Source organism: Methylomonas sp. 2BW1-5-20, from assembly GCF_052474515.1.
The window spans coordinates 2,134,108-2,153,853 of the sequence record NZ_CP184127.1 but is presented as its reverse complement, the minus strand read 5'-3'; the positions used below and the strand labels follow the sequence as shown (position 1 = coordinate 2,153,853).

17 protein-coding genes are annotated in these 19,746 nt (G+C 53.1%); 11 read left to right on the top strand and 6 right to left on the bottom strand.

Translation table 11 applies throughout. The features are described 5' to 3' along the window. The first annotated feature begins 4 nt into the window (after positions 1–4). The 8 genes from ACH50O_RS09715 (at position 5) to rluB (ending at position 7,429) form a co-directional block, all read left to right on the top strand. Positions 5–727: a tetratricopeptide repeat protein gene (locus ACH50O_RS09715; RefSeq protein ID WP_446811820.1), complete on the top strand. Its 723-nt coding sequence runs from the start codon at positions 5–7 to the stop codon at positions 725–727. Continuing rightward, positions 727–2,685 (top strand): ATP-dependent DNA helicase, encoded by a 1,959-nt coding sequence (locus ACH50O_RS09710; protein ID WP_446811819.1) that lies wholly within the window; start codon positions 727–729, stop codon positions 2,683–2,685. The genes ACH50O_RS09715 and ACH50O_RS09710 overlap by 1 nt, the downstream gene beginning before the upstream one ends. Beyond that, a complete protein-coding gene (gene tsaB / locus ACH50O_RS09705; RefSeq protein WP_446811818.1) occupies positions 2,682–3,368 on the top strand; it encodes a tRNA (adenosine(37)-N6)-threonylcarbamoyltransferase complex dimerization subunit type 1 TsaB in 687 nt (228 codons plus the stop codon). The genes ACH50O_RS09710 and tsaB overlap by 4 nt, the downstream gene beginning before the upstream one ends. Positions 3,369–3,467: 99 nt before the next feature. After that, positions 3,468–4,088, top strand: a complete 621-nt coding sequence (locus ACH50O_RS09700; protein ID WP_446811817.1) for an L-threonylcarbamoyladenylate synthase — start codon at positions 3,468–3,470, stop codon at positions 4,086–4,088. A gap of 7 nt (positions 4,089–4,095) precedes the next feature. Further along, entirely contained in the window at positions 4,096–4,749 is a 654-nt protein-coding gene (locus tag ACH50O_RS09695; RefSeq protein ID WP_446811816.1) for a site-2 protease family protein, read from the top strand. Positions 4,750–4,751: 2 nt separating this feature from the next. Next, positions 4,752–5,573, top strand: a complete 822-nt coding sequence (locus ACH50O_RS09690; RefSeq protein WP_446811815.1) for a segregation and condensation protein A — start codon at positions 4,752–4,754, stop codon at positions 5,571–5,573. 199 nt (positions 5,574–5,772) lie between these two features. Then, entirely contained in the window at positions 5,773–6,681 is a 909-nt protein-coding gene (gene scpB / locus ACH50O_RS09685) for an SMC-Scp complex subunit ScpB (protein WP_446811814.1), read from the top strand. Positions 6,682–6,715: 34 nt separating this feature from the next. After that, positions 6,716–7,429 carry a 23S rRNA pseudouridine(2605) synthase RluB gene (rluB, locus tag ACH50O_RS09680; protein WP_446811813.1) on the top strand — a complete coding sequence of 238 codons (714 nt, stop codon included), beginning with the start codon at positions 6,716–6,718 and terminating at the stop codon, positions 7,427–7,429. A 209-nt stretch (positions 7,430–7,638) separates the two neighbouring features. Here the strand turns inward: rluB and ACH50O_RS09675 are convergent, their stop codons facing one another. The 5 genes from ACH50O_RS09675 to lexA all read right to left on the bottom strand — a co-directional run bounded on the left by ACH50O_RS09675 (position 7,639) and on the right by lexA (position 14,549). Beyond that, complete coding sequence (locus ACH50O_RS09675; protein WP_446811812.1) at positions 7,639–8,601, bottom strand: DUF6625 family protein; 963 nt, start codon at positions 8,599–8,601, stop codon at positions 7,639–7,641. Between the two features lie 130 nt (positions 8,602–8,731). Continuing rightward, positions 8,732–11,836, bottom strand: a complete 3,105-nt coding sequence (locus tag ACH50O_RS09670; protein WP_446811811.1) for an error-prone DNA polymerase — start codon at positions 11,834–11,836, stop codon at positions 8,732–8,734. Next, positions 11,820–13,310 carry a Y-family DNA polymerase gene (locus ACH50O_RS09665; protein ID WP_446811810.1) on the bottom strand — a complete coding sequence of 497 codons (1,491 nt, stop codon included), beginning with the start codon at positions 13,308–13,310 and terminating at the stop codon, positions 11,820–11,822. The genes ACH50O_RS09670 and ACH50O_RS09665 overlap by 17 nt, the downstream gene beginning before the upstream one ends. Before the next feature lie 7 nt (positions 13,311–13,317). After that, entirely contained in the window at positions 13,318–13,935 is a 618-nt protein-coding gene (imuA, locus tag ACH50O_RS09660; RefSeq protein WP_446811809.1) for a translesion DNA synthesis-associated protein ImuA, read from the bottom strand. Continuing rightward, positions 13,932–14,549, bottom strand: a complete 618-nt coding sequence (lexA, locus tag ACH50O_RS09655) for a transcriptional repressor LexA (protein WP_446811808.1) — start codon at positions 14,547–14,549, stop codon at positions 13,932–13,934. Before lexA ends, imuA begins: the two co-directional genes overlap by 4 nt. 356 nt (positions 14,550–14,905) lie before the next feature. On the opposite strand from lexA, the gene ACH50O_RS09650 reads away from it, so the two are divergent. From ACH50O_RS09650 to ACH50O_RS09640, 3 genes are read left to right on the top strand one after another with little or no spacing between them, the layout of a single operon-like run. Continuing rightward, positions 14,906–16,456: an MBOAT family O-acyltransferase gene (locus tag ACH50O_RS09650; RefSeq protein WP_446811807.1), complete on the top strand. Its 1,551-nt coding sequence runs from the start codon at positions 14,906–14,908 to the stop codon at positions 16,454–16,456. A gap of 15 nt (positions 16,457–16,471) precedes the next feature. Continuing rightward, positions 16,472–17,716: a hypothetical protein gene (locus ACH50O_RS09645; protein ID WP_446811806.1), complete on the top strand. Its 1,245-nt coding sequence runs from the start codon at positions 16,472–16,474 to the stop codon at positions 17,714–17,716. Positions 17,717–17,721: 5 nt separating this feature from the next. Beyond that, a complete protein-coding gene (locus tag ACH50O_RS09640) occupies positions 17,722–18,708 on the top strand; it encodes an alpha/beta hydrolase family protein (RefSeq protein ID WP_446811805.1) in 987 nt (328 codons plus the stop codon). Positions 18,709–18,794: 86 nt separating this feature from the next. Here ACH50O_RS09640 and ACH50O_RS09635 read toward each other — a convergent pair whose 3' ends face one another. After that, the gene (locus tag ACH50O_RS09635; RefSeq protein WP_446811804.1) at positions 18,795–19,601 is read right to left on the bottom strand and encodes a response regulator; all 807 of its coding nucleotides are present in this window, start codon (positions 19,599–19,601) and stop codon (positions 18,795–18,797) included. Between the last annotated feature and the right edge of the window lie 145 nt (positions 19,602–19,746).

Sequence of the window (19,746 nt, the reverse complement as noted above, 5' to 3'; positions counted from 1 at the left end):
GTAGATGAATAATAAATCTCTATTAGTGGCGTGTCCCCTGTTACTGACATTAGCGGCTTGCACCAGCATGTCCGGCTCGGAACCGCCTGCCGTCAGCAACGCGCCCGCTAAAAAAGCGCCTGCCAAAAAAACGGCAAACAACAAGCCAGCCGCTCCCGCCGTAGCCAAAAAACTGGCATCCAGTCCGAATACGGCAACTTACGCCATCGAAAGCGTGACCAATAATTTTAAAGACGAGCCGAATTTGCCGGCATTTCGTGCCGAGCCGTTAATGCCGCCGGCGGATATTCCGCCTACCCCAACGCCAGCCCCGGAATCGGTGCCGGCAGCGCCAAGTACAGTTGCGACGGCCGCGGTGCCTCGATTCTCGATCGAAGATGCAACCATCCCCAATGGTACCCCGCCGGCTGTGTTGGCCTTGATCAGCGAGTCGGACCGCAGTCGCAATAGTGGCGATCTGGATGCCGCGGTGGTGGTGATGGAGCGTGCCCTGCGTATCGATTCGCGCAACCCGACCCTGACCTACAAACTGGCTCAGCTCAGAATTAAGCAGAACAAACCGCAACTGGCGGAAGAATTGGCCGGCAAGGCGGCATTGCTGGCCGGCGGCAATCTCGATCTGAAACGCAAAAGTTGGCTGTTGATTGCCGAAGCTCGGCAAATGCAGCAAAATCCGCAAGGCGCCAAAGAAGCTAAAGCCAAGGCGGACAGCTTTTTCGGTCGCTAGTGGCTGAGGGTTCCAAGCCGGCGCTTACCAGCGCCGCCGCAAAATTGGCCGACATTTTTGGCGACGGCGGCGCCTTGGCAGAAGTTATTAACGGTTACTTGCCGCGTGCCGCGCAGATAGAGATGGCGGAGCAGATTGCCCATGCCATCGAATCGCAGCAAAATTTAATTGCCGAGGCCGGTACCGGTACCGGCAAAACCTTTGCCTATTTGATTCCCGCCATTCTGTCCGGCAAGAAAGTCATCGTCTCCACCGGCACCAAAAATCTACAGGATCAGCTGTTCAACAAGGACTTGCCAGTGATCCGCAAAGCCTTGAGCAAGCGGCCGTTCAAAGCCAGTTTACTCAAAGGCCGCGCCAATTATTTATGCACATACCGGCTGGAACAGGCCTTGAACTCCGCGTTCGGTTATAGCCAGGAAGACGCGGCGGCGTTGGCGCAGATCAAGGCCTGGTCGAAACGCACCAAGGCCGGCGACGTTTCGGAAGTGGCCGATGTGCACGACGGCGATCCGGTCTGGTTTCACGCGACTTCCACGACCGATAATTGTTTGGGGCAGAATTGCCCGGACTATGCCGATTGCTTTCTCACCAAAGCGCGCAAACAGGCTCAGGAAGCTGACATCGTTGTAGTCAATCACCATTTGTTGTGTGCCGACTGGTCGATTCGCGAAACCGGTTTCGGCGAGCTATTGCCCGACGCCGAAGTCGTTGTCATCGACGAAGCACATCAACTGGCAGATACCGCGTCCAATTTTTTGGGGGTGACGATCAGCGGTAAGCAGTTGGTCGATCTGGCCGACGACAGTCTGGCCGAATATTTCACCGACGCCAAGGATATGCCGGATTTGCGCACTGCCTGCGAAGATTTGCAGCATGAGGTCAAGGATCTGCGTTTGGCGTTTGGCCTTGAACTGCGGCGCGGCGATTGGCAGGACATCGAAACCAACCCGAAAATTGCCGGCGCGTTGGAATCCCTGCAAAAACAATTGGCCCGGCTGACCGATCAATTGGAACGCGCTTCTGTACGCAGCAAAGGCCTGGAATCGTGCTTTGATCGGGCTGAAGCACTGGACGCGCAGTTGGAAACCCTGATCAACGACAAGGACGGGCAGTGGATCAAATGGTACGAGACTTATAGCAAATCCTTCACTCTCAGCCGCACACCGCTGGATATTGCCAAGGAGTTTCGCGGCTTCATGGCCCGGCATAAAGCCACCTGGATTTTCACCTCGGCGACGTTGAGCGTGGCCAACAATTTCGTGCATTTTTCCAAGAATCTGGGTTTGAGCGGCGCGCTCAGTCAAAGTTGGGAGAGCCCGTTTGATTATCCGAACCAGGCCTTGTTTTATCATCCCAAAGGTTTGCCGCAGCCCAGCGATCCGGATTTTACCGATAAGATCGTTGAATTCGCGTTGCCTGTGCTGGAAGCCAGCCGGGGCAGGGCGTTTTTTCTGTTTACCAGTCACCGCGCCTTACAACGCGCCGCGCAATTGCTGGAAGGCAAGCTCGATCATCCGATATTGGTACAAGGTACTCGTTCCAAGGGTGTGTTGCTGGATCAATTTAAGGAATTGGGCGACGCGGTATTGTTGGCAACCGCCAGTTTCTGGGAAGGCGTGGACGTGCGCGGCGATGCCTTGTCCTGCGTAATCATCGATAAGCTGCCGTTCGCTTCGCCCGGCGATCCGGTATTGAAGGCCCGAATGAATGCGATGGAAAAACAGGGGCGTAACCCGTTTTTCGAACATCAATTGCCCAGCGCCATCATCATGTTGCGTCAGGGTGTGGGACGTTTGATTCGCGATGTTAACGACCGTGGGGTGCTGATGGTCTGCGATCCCCGCTTGTTAAAACGTTCCTACGGTCAGATGTTTCTGGATAGCGTGCCGGCGATGAAGCGTAGCCGGGAGATCGAAGACGTGCGGCAGTTTTTTGCATTAGAGGAAAGCAGTTGAAATTATTGGCAGTAGAAACCTCCACCGACGCCTGTTCGGCGGCTTTGTTTATCGATGGCGAGATTCGGGAAAAATTTGCCATAGCGCCCCGCGAACATACCAAGCTGATTTTGCCGATGATCGATGAATTAATGGCCGAGGCCCAGCTCAGTCCGCAACAGCTCGATGCCATTGGCTTGAGTCGTGGTCCGGGGTCTTTTACCGGTGTCAGAATCGCTGGCGGCGTGGTGCAGGGTATTGCCTATGGCGCCGATTTGCCTGTGGTGCCGGTATCGACATTGGCGGCAATCGCGCAAGATTTTTTCAACCATCGTGCCGGTGCCGAGCTGAGTTTCACCGCGATGGATGCGAGGATGGACGAAATCTTTTGGGGCGTGTATCGGCGTAATGCCTTGGGGCTTGCCGAACTGTTGGGAGAGGAAGCGGTCACGCCCGCGAGCGAAGTGATCTTTCCCGACCTCGCCGGCTTCGGTGTCGGATCCGGTTGGGGCGTTTATGCGGAGCAGTTGGGTCAGCGTTTAGGTGGTTGGGTGGGAGGTGTCGAAGATGATGTTTGGCCGCGCGCCGGTTGCGTCGCTCAATTGGGCGCTTATGGATTTGCTAGCGGTTTAGCCGTGCCTGTCGAGCAGGCCATGCCGGTCTATCTGCGCGATAAAGTCGCCAAAAAACAATCGGAAAGATAGCGGGCTTCGTGGCGATAACCCTTCGCCGAAACTGTCTCGGGACGTTTTTAGATGCCTTCTAAGGTACAATGCTTAATTTTAAGCCGCAACTTTTAGCCGATGGCGCAATATTTCGAAATTCACCCGAAGAACCCGCAGCCGCGTTTGATTCAACAAGCGGTGAATATCCTGCGCGATGGCGGTGTCATCGTCTATCCCACTGACGCCTCCTATGCACTGGGCTGTCAGATAGGTGATAAAGCGGCGATGGACCAGATTCGCAGCATCCGCCGCCTCGATGACAATCATAACTTTACCTTGCTGTGTACCGACCTGTCGCAAGTCTCCACTTTTACCAAAATGGGCAACGAGGCCCATCGCCTGATTAAAAAGTTAACCCCGGGACCGTTTACGTTTCTGTTGGACGCGACGCGGGAAGTACCGCGCCGTTTGCAGCATCCGAAAAAGAAAACCATAGGCGTCAGAATCACCGAACACCCGATTGCTCAGGCTTTGGCCCAACAACTTGGCGAACCTTTGTTAAGCTCCACCCTGATGATGCCCGGCGATAGCGAGCCATTGGCCGACCCTTACGAGATCAGAAAACGGCTGGAAAAAGAGTTGGCGCTGGTGATAGATACCGGGGTGATCGAATATCAACCTACCACCGTCATCGCTTGCGGCGATAAGTCGATTGAAATTGTGCGACAAGGCATCGGTATCGCGCCGATGTTGGAGTGAGGCTGCCATGATGGACGAATTAACTCTGATACAAAGGATCGTAGTCTGGATTTTGCCGGTCATTTTTGCGATTACCGGTCATGAGGTAGCGCATGGTTGGGTGGCAAAGAAGCTAGGCGACACTACTGCCTCCGACCAAGGTCGCCTGACCCTGAATCCGCTGAAACATATCGATATTTTGGGTACGTTGATTATCCCCGGCTTGTTATTACTGACTTTCACCGGTTTTGTGTTCGGCTGGGCCAAGCCGGTGCCGGTCGATCCCCGCGCGTTTAAAAAGCCGCGTCAAGCGATGGCGATTGTGGCGTTAGCCGGTCCTTTATCCAATTTATTGATGGCGGCGGCCTGGGCTTTGCTGGCTAGAATCGGCGTGACGCTGGAAATCGAATATATCTCTTTCCCCTTGATCTACAGCGGTGTAGCCGGCATCAGCATCAACTTGGTCTTGGCTTTAATCAATCTTTTGCCGATTCCGCCCTTGGACGGTAGCCGGATATTGTCTGGGTTGCTGCCGGATTATTGGGCTTGGCAATACAATCGCTTGGAGCGCTTCGGGTTTATTTTTTTATTGATTCTGTTGGCGACCAATGCCTTGCAATACATCCTGGCTTATCCCATGTATTACGTCCAACAGTGGTTTTTTAGTCTGGCGGGCATGTAGTTTTGAACGACGTGGTATTACCGGTCGAAACCGCGCTGCCGCCTCTGGCGCTGGTACAAGGCCAGCCCTATCAGGATTTACCGGACGACCTTTACATTCCGCCGGATGCGTTGGAAGTCTTTCTGGACGCGTTCGAAGGACCGCTGGATTTGCTGTTGTATTTGATTCGCCGGCAGAATCTGGATATTCTCGACATCCCTATCGCCCAGATCACCCGGCAATATATAGCCTACATCGACATGATGGAAAATATGCGTCTGGAACTGGCCGCAGAATATCTGGTAATGGCCGCGCTGCTGGCGGAGATCAAATCGCGGATGCTGCTGCCCAGGCAGCCCGAAAGCGAAGAAGAAGAGGAAGATCCCAGAGCGTTTTTGATTCGCAAATTGCAGGAATACGAAGCGATCAAAAAAGTCGCCGAAGAAATCGATCTGTTGCCCAGAAACGAGCGCGATACCTTTGAATTTGGTGTCGATACCTCGACTGTGGATGTGCAGCAAATTTTGCCGGATGTGCAACTCAAGGAACTGCTGCTGGCTTTCCAGGACATATTGAAGCGTGCCGAGAGGCTTAGTCACCATCAAATAACCAAAGAACCCCTATCAGTCCGTGAACGAATGGCAGCCATTTTGGAAAAACTTAACGGAGCAAATCAGCTCCCTTTCGCAGCGTGTTTTACCCGAAGTGAAGGAAAAAACGGAGTGGTTGTCGCGTTTCTTGCCATCCTTGAACTCTCCAAGGAACGCATCATCGACATCTTCCAGTCCGAGCCTTACGCCGGCATCCAAGTCAGAATCCGCGTCGATAGCGGCACCGGGGACTGACCCGCAGTTAGCTGAAACCGTCGTCGATGATGTTATTCCCGCACCCAAACCCAGAACGCCCCGCAAGCCTCGGATTAAGCCCGAGCCGGTCACGATATTCGTGCCGGTCAAGCGGCGGGCTGTGCGTTTTCCGGCTATCTGGGCTAGAGAGCCGCGCGTTGCGGTTTTACCAGTCATCGAGCCAAGTCAACCAGTCGCTGTGCCCACGTTTCGTCGGCGAACGGCGCGCCTGCTGCCGGTTTGGCAGACTAGCTGGCAGCCAGTTACGCCGGAGCCTACGGCTGTTAGCGCGGTTAGGCGCGCAAGCCGTTTACCGGAACGTTGGGCGGAAATCATTCGCGCCAGTACTTACGAACCTATCCTCGTCGAACGCCACCGATTACAGCCCGACAGAATTAAAGAGTGCGATATGAATACCAAGCGCATCGTAGAAGCCATTTTGTTTGCCGCTAATCGACCGATGACGATTCGGCAGATCCAGGAAACGTTTCCGGAATTGGAGCAACCCGATACCTTGACCGTGCAAATGGCTTTGGAAGACATCTCCCGCGACTATGCTGATCGACCGATTGGACTTCGGCAATTGGCCAGCGGTTATAGGTTTCAGGTGCGCGAAGGTCTGTCGCCTTATGTCACCCGCTTGTTCGAGGAAAAGCCCGCGCGTTATTCGCGTGCGCTGCTGGAAACCCTGGCTATCATCGCCTACCGCCAGCCGGTGACGCGCGGCGAAATCGAAGACATCCGTGGGGTCAGCGTCAGCAGTTCCATCATTCAAACCCTGTTGGAGCGCGAGTGGATTCGCGTCATCGCCCATAAGGAAGTACCGGGCCGACCGGCCTTGTTCGGCACCACCAAACAATTTCTGGATTATTTCAATTTAACCTCATTGAGCGAATTACCGACGCTGGAAGAAATCGTCAATTTCGATTTCGGCAACTCGCCTCAACCGCAACCCGAGCAGGACCACAGTGAAAGACCGCAAACCGCCGAGATCGAACAACCCGTCAGCCCCACAGGACAAACGGACCCAGAAACCGCAATCTCGGAAACCGAGTTCGACGCCCAAACCGAAGCCGGCCTCGGCGCCGAAAACCTCACCCTCCACTAGCAACACCCTGCCCGGTGGCGAGCGCATCCAGAAATTGCTGGCGCGGGCCGGCGTCGGTTCGCGGCGGGAAATCGAGCGCTGGATAGAAGAAGGCAAGCTCACCGTCAATGGCAATCCGGTACAGCCGGGTTACCACTTAAAGCCCGACGATCATTTGCAAATCAACGGCCGGGTGGTGAAATGGGAAAAATACGCCGAGCAACCGACCCGGGTGCTGGTGTACCACAAACCGGTCGGCGAACTGGTCACCCGCCGCGACCCGGAAGGCCGCCCGGTAATCTTTACCCAGTTGCCGCGCTTGCAAGTCGGCCGCTGGATCGCGGTCGGTCGCCTGGACATCAACACCTCCGGCTTGATTTTAGTCACCAATAACGGCGAGCTAGCCAATCGCTTGATGCACCCTTCGCGGGAAGTGGAACGCGAATACGCGGTGCGGATATTAGGCGAAGTGGACGACGCGATGCTGGCGCGTCTGAAGCAGGGTGTGGAATTGGAAGACGGTCCGGCGCATTTCGAAGACGTCAGCTTTTATGCCGGCGAAGGCGCAAACAAATGGTTCTATGCCACCGTGAAGCAGGGTCGGAATCGTTTGGTGCGGCGCTTATGGGAATCGCAGGGCGTCAAAGTCAGCCGTTTGATTCGGGTTCGTTACGGCGATGTCGGCTTGCCGGAGCGGGTTAGGGCGCATTCGTTTTATGAACTTGAGCCTAAGAAATTGCAGGGGTTGATGGAGTTTGTGGGCTTGTAGATCATGATTTTAAGGAGGACAAGCTAATAACTATAGCTGATGCCATTCGGACTAATTGTTTGCGCTGGACCAGTGTTTTATTTTGTTGACTAATTGCGGACTACCATGCCTATTGGTCTGGTGTTTATTTAGATGCTCGGCAAAGGTTCAGAATGGGCTTCGGCAACAGACAAAGCGAATGCAGATTTGCGACGCTCCTTGCTTATTATTCATATAGAGACTTTTCGGTTAGATTCATCAAATAATCTGCGATAGGTTTTGGTATAAATGTCGTCATGAAAAACACACGTCAGTGACTTTAGAACTAGATTAAGTCCTCGGGTTTGAAAAAATCCCCGTTGGGTGATTTTGAACTGCTTTAATAGATCTGTAGATGTCGGTATCCATCTTCTAAAGCCAAATCTTCCTTTAGAGCTCTGGAAATGAACGTATAAGTATTCACAGCCAATTTTGCTATCAGTAAGGCAGCCATGGTCCCAACGGACATTAAAGCATTTCCTAAAAGGCATATCTGGATCATTGACAATTGGTAAGCCAAGATGTGCCTTTAGCATACCGGAATCGCGCGCGACCCACACCACTTGGCTCATCGCTTCAAGTGCTCCTTCCGTCCCTAACGTGAAGCCTGGAAAATGCCAGATGGCTGATGGACCAAGCTCGTCGAAAGCCGTATGATTGTCCGTAGATAATATATAGTCAATGTCTTTGCTTCTTTCAAATAATCGCTGTGTTAGACCTTCATTTCGAAATACTACAAAATGGCCGGCCAGACATCCATTGCCTGATGAGATTACATCGTAAGATTTTAATAGCTCTTCTGTTAAAAATCGACGTATATTACCCAGGATAATGTCGACATCGCAGTATCCCCAAAATCCTGCATCTTTCAGTTGTTCTGAAAAAATCGCTCCCATCATCGGTCTAAAATCGCAAACTCGCCTTGCGGAGACTATAGATATCTTTTTCCCGAGGCGATCAGCCGCAGCATTGCTAAATTCCGACAAGTTCATCGGAATCCTGTAGACATTTGGGGGAAATAGTGGATCGAAAGAAGCGTCGTCTCCGATCAACGTAAATTTCACGCTTGAATTGGCAGCGCAAGATGTTAAGAAGAGTCCGAACCAAGGCGGCAGTTTACCAAAATAAGGTATTAGCAAATGAATTGTAGTCATGAGTATTGGGCCACTTAAAAAAATCTTATTATATTGTTAGATGGTAGCACAGTTGTTTTAAACTTAATGGTAGGAGACGCTTCTGAAGAGGCTTCATTAAATGGTGCGGCTTTTTGATTCAGCTCATGGCTTAATGAAAATCCCTGGATTTACTCTCCAAATCGCCAATCCAACTGCTCCAATCCTCCAACTTACCGGCCACCAAATGCAGCACGCCGTCCTCCTGTTGGATCGTCCCGCTCACCGACAGCAGGCGGGCTTTCAGTAAGGGTTTGCGCTGAGCCAGAGCTGTGGCGGGCCAGACGACTAGGTTGACTTGGCCTGTTTCATCTTCCAGCGTTACAAAAGTCACGCCGGATGCGGTCATCGGTCGTTGCCGGCAGATCACCAGACCGGCGACCTGGGCGATGCTGCCGTTGCGCCGTTGCCATAGGGAGGCGGCGGTGGTCACGCCGCGGCGGCGCAAGCGTTCGCGCAGCAGGCCTAGTGGGTGTTCGCGCAGGCTGAGCCGGGTGCTGGCATAGTCCGCCAATACCTCTTGGCCCGGTTTGGGTGCTTTTAATAGCGGCGTCGCTTCGGTGATTTCCGCTACACCAAATACCGGGGTGGCCGTTTCCGCGCCGCCGGCCGCCCAAAAGGCGCGATGCCGGTTGCCGGCCAGGGTTTTCAAGGCATCGGCTGCGGCCAAGTGTTCCAAATCTTGCCGATCCAGGCCGGCGCGGGCGGCAAGATCGGTAACATTGGCAAATGCTTGCCGGCCTCGGGTTTGGACAATTTTGATCGCCGCTGTTGTCGATAAACCTTTTACTTGATTAAACCCCAAACGTAAGGCTGGCGCGGCGTTGGCGGGAAATTCCAATGAACATTGGGATAAACTGTTTTGTACATCCACCGGTCTGACCTCCACACCATGCCGGCGGGCATCCTGCACTAATTGCGACGGCCCATAAAAACCCATCGGCTGGCTGTTCAGCAAGGAGCAGCAAAACGCCGCCGGATGATGGCGTTTCAACCAGGCCGAGACATAAGCCAGCAAGGCAAAGCTGGCGGAATGCGATTCCGGAAAGCCATAATCGCCAAAGCCTTTGATCTGTTGGAAAATCCGCTGGGCAAATTCCTGGCTATATCCACGTGCGCGCATGCCGTCCAATAATTTACGTTCGAAGGGTTCCAGGCCGCCCTTGCGCTTCCAGGCTGCCATGGCTCGGCGCAGTTGGTCGGCTTCGTCGGCAGTGAAGCCGGCCGCGACCATGGCTAGTTGCATGACTTGTTCCTGAAAAATCGGGATGCCCAGGGTGCGCTCTAGCACGGCTTGGACTTCCAGGCTGGGATATTCGACTTCCTCCAATCTCTTACGCCGGGCCAGATAGGGATGCACCATCTCACCCTGAATCGGGCCGGGACGGACGATGGCGATTTCAATCACCAGGTCGTAATAGTTTTCCGGTTTCAAGCGCGGCAGCATGGTCATCTGCGCCCGCGATTCGACTTGGAACACGCCGATGCTGTCGGCTTGTTGCAGCATGGCGTAAACGGCCGGGTCTTCGGCGGGGATGTCGGCCAAGGTCCAGGTGCGGCCGGTGTATTCGCCAAGATAGACTAAGGCTTTGCGAATCGCGCTGAGCATGCCCAGCGCCAGCACGTCCACCTTCAACAAGCCCATCGCTTCCAAATCGTCTTTTTCCCATTGAATCACAGTGCGGTCGGCCATTGCGGCATTTTCCACCGGCACCAACCTTGATAATTCGTCGCGAGCGATCACAAAACCGCCGACGTGTTGCGAAAGATGGCGCGGAAAGCCCTTGATTGCCTGAACCAGCATGGCCAAGCGTTGTACGGTGGGGCTGTCCGGGTCGAAACCGCATTCTTTTAATGATTCCGGCATCAGCTGATACCCATCCCAACGATCCACGCTGTCGGCTAGGCGTTCCACTTGTGATAGGTTCAAGCCCAGAGCTTTGCCAACGTCACGCACCGCGCTACGAGTGCGGTAAGTAATCACCGTGGCAGCCAACGCGGCTCGATGCCGGCCGTATTTTTGGTAGATATATTGAATGACTTGTTCGCGGCGTTCATGTTCGAAATCCACGTCGATGTCCGGCGGCTCGTTACGTTCGCGAGACAGGAAACGCTCGAACAACAGATTCATCCGGCTCGGATCGACTTCGGTAATCCCCAGGCAAAAACACACGGCCGAATTAGCCGCCGAGCCACGGCCTTGGCAGAGTATGCCTTGTTCGCGGGCGTATCTGACGATGTCTTGTACGGTCAGAAAATAAGGTTCGTAAGCCAAGTCGGCGATCAAGGCTAATTCGTGCTCGATTTGCTGACGTACTTTTTCCGGCACGCCATACGGCCAGCGGTTTTTGATGCCGGTTTCAGTCAATTGTCGCAGCCAGGAAGTTGGGGTATGACCGTACGGCACCAGTTCTTGCGGATACTCGTAGCGTAATTCATCCAGAGAAAAGCCGCAGCGTTTCGCGATAACCAAGGTTTGCTTCAGCCATTCCGGTGGATAAAGCTGGGTCAGTCGGGGCAAGGGTCGAAGATGCCGCTCGCCGTTACCGAACAAGGCGTAGCCCAGTTGCGACAGAGGTTGTCCTAAGCGAATCGCGGTGAGCGTGTCTTGCAAGGTGCGGCGCGAGCGGTGGTGCATATGCACGTTGTTGCAGGCGACTATCGGAATGTCTAATTGCCGGGCTACGGCTGTGGCTTGTTGGTAATGGATTTCGTCGTAGCCCGATAAAAATTTGCCGACGCCCAGCCAAAGATCGTCGGTAAACAGCTGTTTCAACCAGCGGCCATCGTCTGCTTGAAATTGATCGTTGGCTAACCAGATCGCCAGACAACCTTGCGGAAAGTGGCTGGCTAAATCGGTTTGACTCAGCCGATAGCTACCTTTTTCGGCTTGACGCCGGCCAAGGGTGATCAAGGCGGACAGGTTGCCGTAGCTGCTTCTATCCGTCGCCAGCAAGATCAGTTTTAGACCGCACTCCAACACAAATTCACTGCCGATGATCAGTTTGATAACGTGTTTGCGGGCTGCCAGATGCGCGCGCACCACACCGGCCAGCGAGCATTCGTCGGTCAGCGCCAGTGCCTGGTAACCCAGCCGGGCGGCTTCCGCGACCAACTCTTCCGGATGCGAGGCACCGCGCAAAAAGCTAAAGTTGGACAGACAATGCAGTTCGGCAAACCCGCTTCCCGGCTCGATGGCATCATCCGAACAGGCCATGTATAAACCACTGGTGTTTGGTGTTTAAATCGCGATAAACCCATAGCTTGCGGCCGCGCGTGTCCTTAGCGATGTAGTAGTCGCGGCGTATAGATTGATCGTCCCACCAACCCGATTCGATGCGTTCCACTGCGGACAGCAGATGAATATCGTCGATCCCTATCGGGTCGGGATTAGGCAACAGCCACAACGGCCGCGGCGGCAAACCGGGATTTGCATTCAACAGGTTTGGCGTGTGGGTCATGGCGCGTTCCGGGCGATGGTCGGCTTGCGTACCCGGAAAGATCAAGGCGTTATGGCCCAGTCTGGCTTGTAATTGATCCAAAACAGCTTGCCATTCCGCTTCGCCGTTAGGTTGTTCACTGTTGTTAAACAGGCTGAAGCGCTCCGGCTGAAACGGAACTATGGCTGTGCCGAGCAAGCTAACGCCCAGCACCGGGGCTGGCAACGGCGAACGTTCCAGTTTCTCGTACAGCAAACCGCACCAGTGTTGGAGGTCGCGGCTGCCGGCGCGAAAATCCAATGCCAACCGAGTCGCCGAGCGGCCGTGATGATGCAGTTCCAGGGTGATGTCTAATGTCGTGGCGTCGCCAGTTTGCAGAAACGCGGCAAATTCGCCGGCCAGTTGTTCGATGGCCGGAAAGAAATGCTCGATACGTTCCAGCTCGATCGGCATCTCTCGGCTGGCCTGGAAGCTTGGCGGCCTATGGAAGGCTTGCAAAATTTGGGTTTGCTGGCCGGCCAGTCTATCCAGTTGTTGCAATAACAAGGCACCATAGCGCTTGGCCAATCCGTCGCGCGGCAAGCGCCACAGGTCGGTGAGTTGGCGAATGCCGGTGCGGAATAGCCGAAGTAAGATTTTATCGTCCAGTTCCAGAGCGGTTATGGGCAGCGGACCCAGTGCCGAGCGCAAGGCCTGGCGGTCGCTGATGATGGTTTCCAGGCTTAGTCTTGCCAGTAAGGTGCTGGCAGTTGGGGATGGACTAATGGCGATGACGGGTTTATACCCGCCGGCCTGTAAGGCAAGTCGCAGTTTATCTTGTAAGCGCTCTACACCGCCGAACAGGGTCAGACAGGAACGAATTTCCAGCAGCAGGCAGTCCGGCTGATCCAGGCTGACCCAGGGGCTGAAATTTAGTGCAATTTCGGCTAGTTGTTGTAATGCCCGGCGTTCGGCGAGCGGATCTCGACTACGAATAATCAAGCCTGGGCATAAAGCCAGAGCGGCAGCGGGGGCCATGCCCGGCTCGACCCCGGCTAGCCGGGCCGATTCCGAGACCTTATACAAACGAGTTTGGCCTTTGCTCAGCACCGAACTGGCGACGGCCTGATCTAAATCCAAATGCAGCGCTGCCAAAGCCAAGTCGGGAAAATATGCGCATAGCCAAAGTTGGCTGTTGGCCGCGTTGGGTTTTACGAGAGCATCGACTCGGTCGGTCGGCGTGGGTAATAGTGCCCTGGCGGTTGCAGCCATGTTGGGCTTATAGCGGCAAAGTTAAGGATGCGCGTTGCAAGCTGCCGCGCGCTTTCAAAATGTGCAAGGCCAGACCGGTCTCCGCGGGCCTGACTTCCAGACGTAATGCCGTATAACCGCTGCCGCTACGTTGTTTGGGAAACAGTACTGTCAATGCGGAGCCGGCTTCGGCGGCCAGTTGTAAACGGCGGATTTGATGATCGCTGAGCCGGCGTGGCCAAGCCAAGGTCATGCCGCAGCGGCCGCTACGCAGCAGTTTTTCCAGACTCCAGGGGATGTCCTCCGCTTGCCGGCAGTCCACTACCAGAACATAAGCTAAATCAATGCCGGCCTGTGCCAAGGCCGGTGCGTAAACTTGCTGCGGCGGTGCGATCCAGGCTATCCAGCGTTTGGCTTGTGTCATGCCGGCCATGGCCGGCAGCAGCAGGCTTAATTCGCCGATACCTAAACAGGGCGATAAGACTTCCAATACGCCTCCCAGCGGCCAACCTCCACCGGGCAGCAAGGCGTCCAACTCGGTAAAACCGGAGGCAATTGTCCGCCAGTTTTGCTGCTCCGAATGCAATCCGCGCCAGATCCCGGTTTGGGAGCGTAAGAGTTGGTTTAGGGAGCTTACGTTGTTCATAGCCCGCTGCGAATCACGCCGACTACCACGCCTTCGATTGCCAACGGTTCGCGTTGCAAATTAACTTCAATGATCGCGAAATCCGGATTGGCCGGCTCCAGATAAGCCATGTGGGCTTGGGTGTCCAGGCGCAGTCGTTTTACCGTGGCTTCATCGTGAATCCGGGCGACGACGATTTGGCCGTTGCGCGCTTCCGGCGTGCGTTGCACGGCTAATAGATCGCCGTCCAAAATGCCGGCATCGCGCATGCTCATGCCGTGTACCCGTAGCAGATAATCGGCGCGGTTATCGAACAACTCCGGTCCCAGGCGGCAATAACGCTCGATATGTTCCTCGGCCAGAATCGGCTGGCCCGCCGCCACTCGGCCGATCAGCGGCAAGCCTTGGTCGGGATCGAGTGTCGGCTTGAGTAGGCGGATGCCGCGCGATGCGGCCGGCACCAGTTCGATTGCGCCCTTACGCGCCAAAGCCTGTAAGTGGCCGCGGATGCTGTTGGTCGAGCGCAGGCCAAAGGCGTTGGCGATTTCGGCGATAGTCGGCGGAAAGCCATCCTGCATCAGGCTTCGTTCTATGAAGTTCAGGATTTCTTGTTGGCGGTCGGTAAGTGGTTTCATGTTGTTTTTATAGATACTGCTTTTATAGGCAGTATAGGTTGGCCATTGGATATGTACAAGAAATTAAAATATGCCTTAGCCCCTTAGCCCCTTAGCCGTAGTGGCGATATCATAAATTGGCGAAAGCCTGCATTTATCGATTGCGCGAGGATGTAGCAAACTGCGTTTCAAACGCTACAAGTATTTCTAATTAAAACAATGCGTTATTGTGTGAGATAGAAGTTATGCTCAGCGTATTTATATTACAAAGTACAGCGAAGCTCTTGAGCGGTGTATGCCTTTCACGCTTTGTATGGTTTTATAGGTAACGATGTATCCAGTAAACTAGCGGCAGCAGTAAACTACAGGCCGACTTTATGCTTTTCAACTCTTATACGTTCATCCTAGTTTTTTTGCCGGTAACGCTACTGGTATTTTTTACTCTGGGTCGGCATGCCGGGCGCCGAGTGGCCATCAGTTGGATGGTAGCCGCCTCGCTGTTTTTTTACGGGTGGTGGAACCCAGCCTATCTGGGGCTGATTGTTGCATCAATTTTGTTTAACTACTCAATAGGAACCGTACTTGGTGACGAACGCCGCCAAGCTAGCACTCGCCACCACACGTTCGTGTTTGCCGTGGTGGTGAATTTGGCGGTATTGGGTTACTACAAGTACGCTAATTTCTTTTTAGAGAATCTCAATGCCGTGTTGGAAGTCGGTTATGTCCATACCGACATAATTCTGCCCCTAGGCATTTCCTTTTTCACCTTTACTCAGATTGCCTTTCTGGTAGACGCCTATCGGGGCGAGGCGCGAGAATACAACTTCCTGCATTACGCCTTGTTTGTCACCTATTTCCCGCACCTGATTGCCGGCCCGGTATTGCATCATAAGGAAATGATGCCGCAGTTTGGACAAAAGAGCATTTTTCATTTCGATGCCCTGAATTTCTCCGCCGGACTGAGTTATTTCGTGCTGGGTCTGTTCAAAAAAGTCATCGTAGCCGATAGCATTTCCAGTCTTGGTTCGCCGATATTTGCGGCCGCAGCCAAGGGCCAACCGATTTTGACATTGGATGCCTGGGGCGGTGCTTTGTCATATACTTTTCAGCTGTATTTCGACTTTTCCGGCTACTCGGACATGGCCATTGGCCTAGCCTTGATGATGGGGGTACGCTTACCTCTAAATTTCAACTCGCCTTACAAAGCCGTCAATATCATCGATTTCTGGCGCCGCTGGCACATGACGCTTTCTCGGTTTTTACGCGATTATTTATACATCTCGCTGGGCGGCAATAAAAAAGGCCCCGTCCGACGGTACGCAAATTTATTGATTACGATGCTGCTGGGTGGTCTCTGGCATGGGGCGGGTTGGACTTTCATCATTTGGGGTGCGCTACATGGGGCGTATCTGATCATCAATCATGGATGGCATGCTTTTCGTCGGCAGTTAGGACACGATCTGAACTCATCTAGCCGTCTGGGTCGTGGCCTTTCCAAGATATTGACGTTTCTGGCGGTATTAGTCGGCTGGGTGTTCTTTCGCGCTAACGATGTTGCATCTGCGCACCGCATTCTGAAAAGCTTGTTATCATCGTCGGATTTTCGACTCTCGCCATTTTATGCGGATATAGTGATGCAATCATCGTTGGGACATTGGGTTGGCGTCACCGGTATTGCTGCTAGCGCGGAAGTAGTATTGCTGTTAGCGCTAACAGTCATAGCTGGCATTACTTTTTACTCCCCCAACACTCAGGAAATCATGGGGCGCTTTTACTTTACACCGCGTGGTTGCGAGGAAGTGACCGCATCGGTTCCCGCCGCCATCTGGGCTCCCACTTTAGGTTGGGCCTGTCTCATCAGCGTGGCGACGGTCTGGTCCTTGCTTGGCCTGACCCAGATCAGCGAATTTTTATACTTCCAGTTCTAAAATGGGATAGCCATCATGAAACAGGCAAACAACTATTTACGGTGCTGGAGCGGTTGCGTGGTCGGATTACTATCGCTGGTCGCCGGCATGAATTGGTTTGTGAATCCATTCAGTATATTCAATCCGCCCGCCATTCCCCATTTCAATGTCTATAAACCGGACTATGCTAGCCACTTGCGCTTAACGCATGTTTACCGCGTCGAAAATCTGAAACCGGACTGCATTGTGCTTGGTACATCCCGAGCTGGGCGTGGTTTGTCTCCCAATCACCCATCGCTGGCAAACTTAAATTGCTACAATATGGCCGTGCCATCGGCAAGTATGTATCAGCTACATCGTAGCTTTCAACATGCGCAAGCCATCAATCCTCAAAAACTGGTTATCCTGACTCTGGATCTTCGAGTGTTTCATCCGGAAAATGACACCAGCGGCGCTTTTTCTGACAAGCGTCTAATCGTCGACGAGGCAGGGAAAAAACAATTTAACTTATTTTCCGCACGGCTACCCGATCTGGCTTCATCGCTGATCTCGATATCGGCTTTGCAAGCCAGCTTGACCACAATTCGCAAGCAATCCTGGGTCAAAGATACTCTGGCGACAAATGGATTTTGGCTGCCATTGACGGACGAATTTGACCATGTCAAAACCTTCAATTTCTATACGCGCACCTATGTGGGGCAGTTTAAGGAAATGCGCCAAAACTTGGCGGGTTTTCAGAAAAGTCTGGACGATTTTCGGCTGTTATTGCGAGATGCATATGCCCAAAATGTGGAAATGAAGCTAATCATTCACCCCGCTCATGCTTGGCAATGGCAAACACTTTGGCTATCGGATTTATGGTCGCGATTTGAAACCATGAAATATCAAATGGTTGAGATTAACGCCCAAGAAGCAAGTCGGGCGAGCCTGCAACCTTACCCCATATGGGATTTCAGCGGTAGCTACGGTCCGGCGTTGGAACCAGTGCCGACCAAACAAAGTGCATTAATGCATTGGTTCTGGGAGCCAGCCCATTACAAACAAACCCTTGGAGATTTGATTTTAGATCGAGTGTTCGAAGAGAAATCTTCTTCCGACGCAGCATTTACAGACTTCGGTGCACGATTGGATAGTGGTGGGCTTGAACCGCATCTTGCTAAGCTACGCGATTTTCAGGAAGTCTACGCGACGAATCATCCGATAGACATGGCGAAAATCCAATCGATAGTTAACGAAGCGCAGAATAGTTTAAATAACGCCAACACGGTAACGGGATTTTAGTTGATATGACTGTTCGGATCGTGTTAGCAGTTGTTTTGATCGCGTCTTGTGCCTATATCGCGGGAGCTAAGACTTACCCGATGCTATATAACTGGTTGCATCCCGCAACTGTCTCTGAGCCTTTCAATTGGCCCGATGGTTTTACCGTTTGGGATATCCCTAGCTCTGTAGATGGTAACTTGCAAAAAGCCTATTTTTATTCTGCACCTGGTGTAACAAAACGACCCTTGTTGATTAGTCTGCATTTCTGGGCGGGAGATTACGCTACGCCTGATCCTCTTGCGGCATATGTAAAAATGCATGGCTGGAATTATATTCATCCGGATTTTCGCGGACCTAATATCGGGACTAATAATTGCCTAAGTGATAAGGTAATCGCTGATTTAGATGATGCAATTGAATTTGCTTTACAAAATAGCATCGTGGATACGCAAAACATTTTTGTGGTCGGTTTTTCCGGTGGCGCCTACGCGACACTGGGCTGGTATGCCAAAACTCGTCATCCGGTCAAGGCTTGGCTGGCATGGGCGGCGATCTCCGATTTGGAGACATGGCAACGTGAAACTGCCTCGCATGGTCACATCGAATTGAGTGAAAATGTGCTGCGTTGCACAGGAAGCGGCTCGCAAATCGATGTGGCCGCTGCAAGGCGTCGTTCGCCGTTGTATTGGACTCTACCCAATGCCCCGCACGGGCGAATAGAGTTGTATGCGGGTATCAAGGATGGACATAAGGGAACCGTGCCCATCTCGCATTCGATCGGTTACTTCAATACGCTGATGAATCAATATGGCAGATTCGATGCGGTGGTCGATTTGAAAGAAGCGATGCCGTTACTTACTCAGGGTGCAGCTCCCACCTCGCTAAGCATCGGTGATAGAACGGTATTTCTCAGACGTGATATTGGTTTCGCCGCGTTGACCGTGTTCAACGGCGGGCACGAAATGCTGCACGGTTATTGTTTTGAACATCTGCTCGAATTAGCACGTTAAGAAACTGCGGATGACCAGGGGTTGCATGAAAATCAGAGACTTTCGGTGTGTAAAACCAAAATCCCGCACGCTGTCCTTGAACATGGTCAATCGGGTTCCAGCACTCGAAACAACATTTCCTTCACGGTCTGCGGGTCGAAGGGTTTGTCGCAGATTGCCGAAACCCCGGCTTTATGCACGTTGCTGAGACGGGTTTCGTTTTCTTCGCTGGTGACCATCAAGATCGGCACGATGGAATTGCCTAAACCCTGGCGGATGGTTTTAATCAATTGCTGACCGTCCATTACCGGCATATTGTAATCGGTAACAATCAGATCGAAGGCGTTCTGATCTTGGCTGAAAATGTCTACGCCTTCCTTGCCATCCTGGGCCTGGGTAATCTTGACGATCCCCATATTATTCAAGACCCGGCTAATGTGCTTGCGGGCCAGCGGGCTATCGTCCACCACTAAAACTCTCACGTTTTCGATGTCGTAATGCTCCAGGCTGATTTCTTGCGGATCGATGAATTCGATAGTCGCACGCAACGCGTTTTTTAAATCGTCGTGAGCGAACGGCTTGGGCAAAATAGCCACCACGCCGGCCTGGCGTATGGTATCCAGCACCGCAAAGCTGGACTCGCTAGATATCAGCATGAAGGGGACATGGTTCAAAGTCTCGTCGCCGCGCAGACTTTCGACCAGTTCGGTCGCCATCATATCTGGCAGATACAAGCTGCTGATAATTAAGTCCGGGCGGTGGTTTTGCAAGCTTTCCAGCGCCGCCGCCGCATTGGCGACGCCTTCTATTTTGGCGATACCTTCGTCGCGTAAATGTTGCATGATGACTTTTAACTGTGTGGTCGAAGGTTCTATCAGCAAGATCGATAAGTCGGCAATATCTATGGCGTGCATAATGGTGTGGCCCGGTTAATGTTGATCGAGAGCATCCTGCATGCGTCGGCGAGAAAAAAAATCCCACAGCTCAGCCGGCGAGATTAAAATTGCGCGCTGGGTTGCCGGTAAAACGGCAACATTTCACGCTTCAGGATAGACCTAA